Origin of the sequence: Streptomyces sp. NPDC052107 (genome assembly GCF_040680215.1) — a bacterium.
Classification (GTDB): Bacteria; Actinomycetota; Actinomycetes; order Streptomycetales; family Streptomycetaceae; genus Streptomyces.
Genome location: NZ_JBFAWG010000200.1, coordinates 1 through 5,036 on the forward strand (window position 1 = coordinate 1; position 5,036 = coordinate 5,036).

Here is a 5,036-nt window from a genome sequence, read left to right on the forward strand (position 1 = left end):
CGCCACCGACAACGACTGAACACAACCGCAACAGACACCACCTGGGTCAGGATTCAACCGCCCAAAGTGGGTCAGCGTTCAGCCGCCGCCGACACGGCAGCTCTTTTAGGGCTGATACGTCGCGTTGGCGGGTTCCACGGCTTGAGCCTTGCGTGCGGCGGCGAAGACAGCTCTGCGGGCACTGAACGGGTCGTGGGTCGTGGGCAGCCATGGGTGGGTCGCCAGGGCGGCGGCCAGTCGCCTGCACTCTTCCTGGGCTGCGAGCCACCGCTGTCGGTCTGCGTGCGTGATGTCGACTCGTCCCGCCGCGATGTCCGCTCCTGCCGGGAGGGTGTCGGCGAGTGCCGCAAGGTGCTGTAGGGCGGAGTCCAGCGCCAGCCTCGCCGCAACTACATCGCCGGGAATCTCCCAGCCGTCCACGTTCCACGTGGACCTGTACTCCGGTGGCGGCTCCTTCGACAGCCAGTCGGAGGCATCGATGGGATCGCCACTGTCGCGGGGACGCGCGAGTTCCGCACGTATCCCGGTGTCCTCGCCATAGTGGCAGTGCGGGTCGGGCGGGAGCGGCTCGGCGGGGAGGAGAGCGGCGGTCGAGTCAGCAGCCGACGCCGGCAGATAGGGATCCGATTCCGGACGGCCCTGGAGGAACTCCGTCTTGTCCGACGGCTTCACCCACATGTGCCAGCCGCGCCGCCGCCCTGTGCGCGCTCGCATGAACAGCGTCACGAGCTCGCCCGTGGCCGTCATGCGCACCATGTCGTCGTAGTGCGCCTGCGTCGATTCCCACGTGGCGTGCCAACCGCCGCAGCGCGTACCCGTTCTGGGGCATTCGCGCTGAGTGCTCCAGTCGCAGCGGACCATGCGCAATGCTTTCACGCCTCCTCGTACGCGCAAGGCGTCACGACTGCCCACGTCCTGCCATCGCTGGATGTTCAGCCTGGCCCAAGGCGCCCGATCGATGGCGAGAGAGTTCTCGTTCGTCACGAGCCACAGCGGTGTCAGGCCGTCGCCCACTGCAGTGCGGGTCCTGCTGTCCACAGAACCACTCGCGATCGGCGAGATCTGGATCTCGTAGCCGATCTTCTTTCCTCTCGCCCCGGCGACCGTTACATCAGTACGACGGCGACCATGTACGGCTCGGTCTTCGACGGAGACGTTGAAGCCTTCCCGGCTGGCTGTTTCGGCGGTGTGGTTCTTGAGCGCCTTGTGCAGCTCGCTCTCGCTCGCTGTCTCGGACACCTCGCCCCTGGTCACGTGCCGGGCGTGGTAGCGGCCGTTCTTCTCGACGATGGTCATGAACCCGGGGCAGACGGTGCCGTATTCGTGGGCCCCGAGGCAGTAGAGAAGGTCGGGCTTGTAGTTGCGGTGAATCTCCTGCAGGAGCTCCGGGCAGTCCGGGTTACCCAGGTCTGATGCACTCAAGTCGATGGTGATCCCGTAACCGCGATGCAGCACGTTGTGGGGCATGCTTTGAGAGTAAGTCCTGCCTCTGACAACAGAGTTGGCTGCTGCTGCTGCGGCAGGGCTGGTCGGTGGCGGTGCCTCTGTCGACGAGCAACCACGCTCCCTGAACGCGCCGCTTGCCTTCGGGCGCTGTTGTGGTCGGCTGGGATCCAGTTCTGGGTGTTGCGTGAGGGGGATTGAGCATGTTCTGCGGCCCCTGAGCGGAGGTGAGATGGGGGCGGGAGGATGGGTGGGTGCTGTCCCGGGCCTGGGGTCTGACTCATGACATGTTTGACCGAAGTGTCCTGATCTCACGGTGTCGGCTGCTGGCCGGGGATGGTGCGTTGTCGGTGCCGGGCCGGCGGGGTGTGTCCCGATAGGGGCCTGCCGATCGTTGTGGCGTCCTCACGATTCTGACCGCCCGACGCGGCCCGGTACCGGCAATGCGACGCGCCGTCGGACTGGAAAGGGGAACGGACATGTCCAGATCGACCATGTCCAGTACGCCGCCTGCTCCCAAGACCCGCCGCCGTCGCCCTGCGGGTGAGGTGGTGTTGGGAGTGGACACGCACCGGGATGCCCATGTGGCTGCGGTGCTTTCCGTGATGGGGGCAGTGCTTGCCACTGACGAGTTCCCGGCCACCGCGGCCGGGTACTGCGATCTGCTGAAGTGGGCCAGGAAGTCGGGAGCCGTGAGGCGGGCCGGGGTGGAGGGGACCGGTTCCTACGGGGCGTCCTTGTCGCGCTATCTGCTGGCCCAGGGCATAGACGTGTTTGACGTGAATCGGATGGATCGGGCAGATCGCCGTCGGTGCGGCAAATCGGATCCGCTTGATGCTCAGAACGCGGCGCGAGCCGTATTGAGCGGGCGGGCCCGCGCCCGGGCGAAAGCGGGCGACGGGCCGGTGCAGATCGCGAGAATGTACAAAATCACGAAGGTGTCGGCCGTCAAAGCGCGCACGCAGGCCATCAATCAGCTCAAGTCCGTCCTGATTACTGCCGATCCTGCCTTGCGGGAAGAACTGGCCGGACTGGGCAATGCCGAACTCTTCCGGGCCTGTGTGCGGTTCGCCGACGTGAGCAGTCGCGAGGAGGACGGTGAGGAGTCGGTGCTGCAGGCCACTCGGATCACGCTGGGTCTGCTGGCTCACCGGATCGGCCAGCTCTCCGAGCAGATCCGGGATGTGGACGTTCGTCTGGCCCGCCTCGTCAAATGTCACGCCCCGCAGCTGCTCGACGTGGTGGGGGTCGGTCCGGACACGGCCGTCGCCTTGCTGATCACGGTGGGGGACAACCCGGAACGCCTGGACAGTGAGGCGTCCTTCGCCGCCCTGTGCGGGGTCAGTCCTGTCGAGCGTTCCTCGGGACGCCGGCAGTTCCGTCGCCTCAACCGTGGTGGCGATCGTCAGGCAAATGCCGCGCTCCATCGCATCGTGTTCACCCGCCTGCGGGTCGACCCGCGCACTCAGGACTACTACGAGCGCCGGATCAAGGAGGGCAAGACCCGGCGCGAAATCGTCCGTTGCCTCAAACGCTACGCTGCTCGGGAGGTCTTCCACCTGGTCAAACAGCTATAGCCAGGACCCCGCTTATAGGGGCTGTCGTGGCCGACTTCGTAGTCGGCGGGGTCACGTCCATGGGCGTGATCTGGCGGCTCGTCGAGTTGGAAAGCCCCACCGCCCGGCTAGTCCTCAACGACGGGCAACCCTCAAAAGAGCTCCGCAAGGCCACGCAGCAGATCCGGGACTGGCGCCGGTGGATCACAGAACACTTCCACACAGCTGGCTCTCCCGAGGACCGCGGCGGCACAGGGCTTGAAGGTATCCGGGTGAATCCCCCCGGACTCATCATCATTGGACGCGACAACCCTGGCGCGCCGACCGAGGCGATGCGCAACGAGTTCTTGGAAGAGAATCGCATTGAGATCCGCACCTATGACTGGCTCGTCCGAGCGGCTGCGTCCCGTCCGCCGATGGGCATCGGAGCCCTGGACATCGAACTCGATGAATCTTGGGACGAGGAAGACTGACACGCCGGACACGGGCCTGATGGGGTCTGCCAACTCGCGGTCTTGAGGATCAGCTGACGCACTACGTCGCCCGCCGGAATACTTGAGCGGATTGACGTCCTGCCCGACCGCTCCGCCCCGACTCTGGCCGCGTGGCTGCGCGAGTTTCCCGGGGCCGAGTACGTCTGCCACGACGGTGGGATTGACGTCGCGACGGGCTGGCCCTTCGCGCCTGGCGAAGCCAACGACTCCTCGCCGTCCTGTGCCGGGTGGCGAGAGGGCAGACGCCTTGAGAAGGAAGCCAGTCGCCCCAGATCAGAGCGACGACGTCGACTAACTTCAGTGTCGAAGGACAGCAGTTCGCCGGGGGCAGACAGGAAAGATCGCGGAAGGACTGGCCAACGTGCGCGAGAGCATGTCAACGTAGACGACCTTGCAAGAAACCCCAGGTCAGAGAGGTGATTACCCGTGACCGTGGCTCCCGCCGGCCCTGGATTCTCCACCACCGTCGAAGCCCTGCGGCTGCGCGAGTGGCAGCTGGGTCCTGGCCAGCCCACGCTCGTCATGGACCAGTTCTCCGCGGAGGACTTCAACCTCATCGTGGACGACCGTGCGGACGTACACGTCAGCTCCAAGGACGGCCGGTTCTACCTCGGCTGGTTCCCGCTCGGTCGTCCCGGCACCGACGGCGAGGGATGGAAGATCGCCGTCACCGGCACGGCCAACGTACGCGGCTACCAGCTGTCGTTCGACACCGAGACGCCGGCCGACATCGTCGCTGCCGCCGTGGCGCGCGTGCTGGAAACCTCACGTCGCGTATGACAGTGCCCCACGCGTAGTCCTCGCTGGGAGGGTGGCCGGCTGACTGCCAGGCCGCCGGCTGATTCCACCGCTCACCGTTTTCCTCACCCAAGGAGGCCGTTCATGACGTCCACGGAGATGACCGTCGGCGATCTCATCGACCTGCTGTCTGGTTGCGACCGCAGTGCTCCCGTCCGCCAGGCCATGAACCCGTTCTTTCCGATGGCACACCGCTTGGCGCAAGTCGTGCAGTCCGTGGACGAGACCGGCCAAACCGTCGTCTACCTCGCCGAAGGCCGAGACGAGGGCTCACAGCTCGGCCATCTGCCGCCCGAGGTCGCCGTCGCTCTGACCTGGCAGGGCGACACGCAGGCACCGCCGCGCCGCCCCCGCCGCCGTGCCGGCGGCAACTAGACCCGCACCGAGCCCTTTGGAGGCGCCCCTGTACCCCGAATTCCCGCCCAACCCGTCCACTCCACGCGGCGGCCAGCTCGCGTTCTGGGTCGGCCCCCGGCACCTGGCCGGTGACGATGGGCGCCTCTACGACACCGTCGCCGACACGCTCGCCGGCCTGGGCTGGACGAGCCTGACGATCGTCCGTGGACGGCACGAGCCGGACGAAGCACCCGAGGACCGCCAGGTCCTGCGCAGCACCGTCCTGCACATCAGCCCCGACGCGCGCTGCTGGGCTGAGGTTCCCCCGAGATGCGGGGAAAGGTGACAGCAGGTCAGATGGGTCTCATGAGAGGAGCCCAGACGATGCCTGCCCCGAGGAAGTACCCGC

5 protein-coding genes and 1 pseudogene are annotated in these 5,036 nt (G+C 66.5%); 5 read left to right on the forward strand and 1 reads right to left on the reverse strand.

The features are described from left to right. Positions 1–105 precede the first annotated feature (105 nt). On the reverse strand, positions 106–1,467 hold the full coding sequence (locus AB0M27_RS46650; RefSeq protein ID WP_365732281.1) for a hypothetical protein: 1,362 nt from the start codon (positions 1,465–1,467) through the stop codon (positions 106–108). Between the two features lie 455 nt (positions 1,468–1,922). Between AB0M27_RS46650 and AB0M27_RS46655 the strand changes: the two genes are divergently transcribed. The 5 genes and pseudogenes from AB0M27_RS46655 to AB0M27_RS46675 form a co-directional block, all read left to right on the forward strand. Continuing rightward, a complete protein-coding gene (locus AB0M27_RS46655) occupies positions 1,923–3,020 on the forward strand; it encodes an IS110 family transposase (protein ID WP_365732282.1) in 1,098 nt (365 codons plus the stop codon). 26 nt (positions 3,021–3,046) lie between these two features. Continuing rightward, positions 3,047–3,472 carry a Shedu anti-phage system protein SduA domain-containing protein gene (locus AB0M27_RS46660; RefSeq protein ID WP_365732285.1) on the forward strand — a complete coding sequence of 142 codons (426 nt, stop codon included), beginning with the start codon at positions 3,047–3,049 and terminating at the stop codon, positions 3,470–3,472. A gap of 447 nt (positions 3,473–3,919) precedes the next feature. Next, positions 3,920–4,273 (forward strand): DUF317 domain-containing protein, encoded by a 354-nt coding sequence (locus AB0M27_RS46665; RefSeq protein WP_006143137.1) that lies wholly within the window; start codon positions 3,920–3,922, stop codon positions 4,271–4,273. A 102-nt stretch (positions 4,274–4,375) separates the two neighbouring features. Continuing rightward, on the forward strand, positions 4,376–4,666 hold the full coding sequence (locus tag AB0M27_RS46670; protein ID WP_061915897.1) for a hypothetical protein: 291 nt from the start codon (positions 4,376–4,378) through the stop codon (positions 4,664–4,666). 16 nt (positions 4,667–4,682) lie between these two features. Then, positions 4,683–4,928: pseudogene (locus AB0M27_RS46675) on the forward strand (hypothetical protein); the annotation flags it as partial. Positions 4,929–5,036 lie beyond the last annotated feature (108 nt).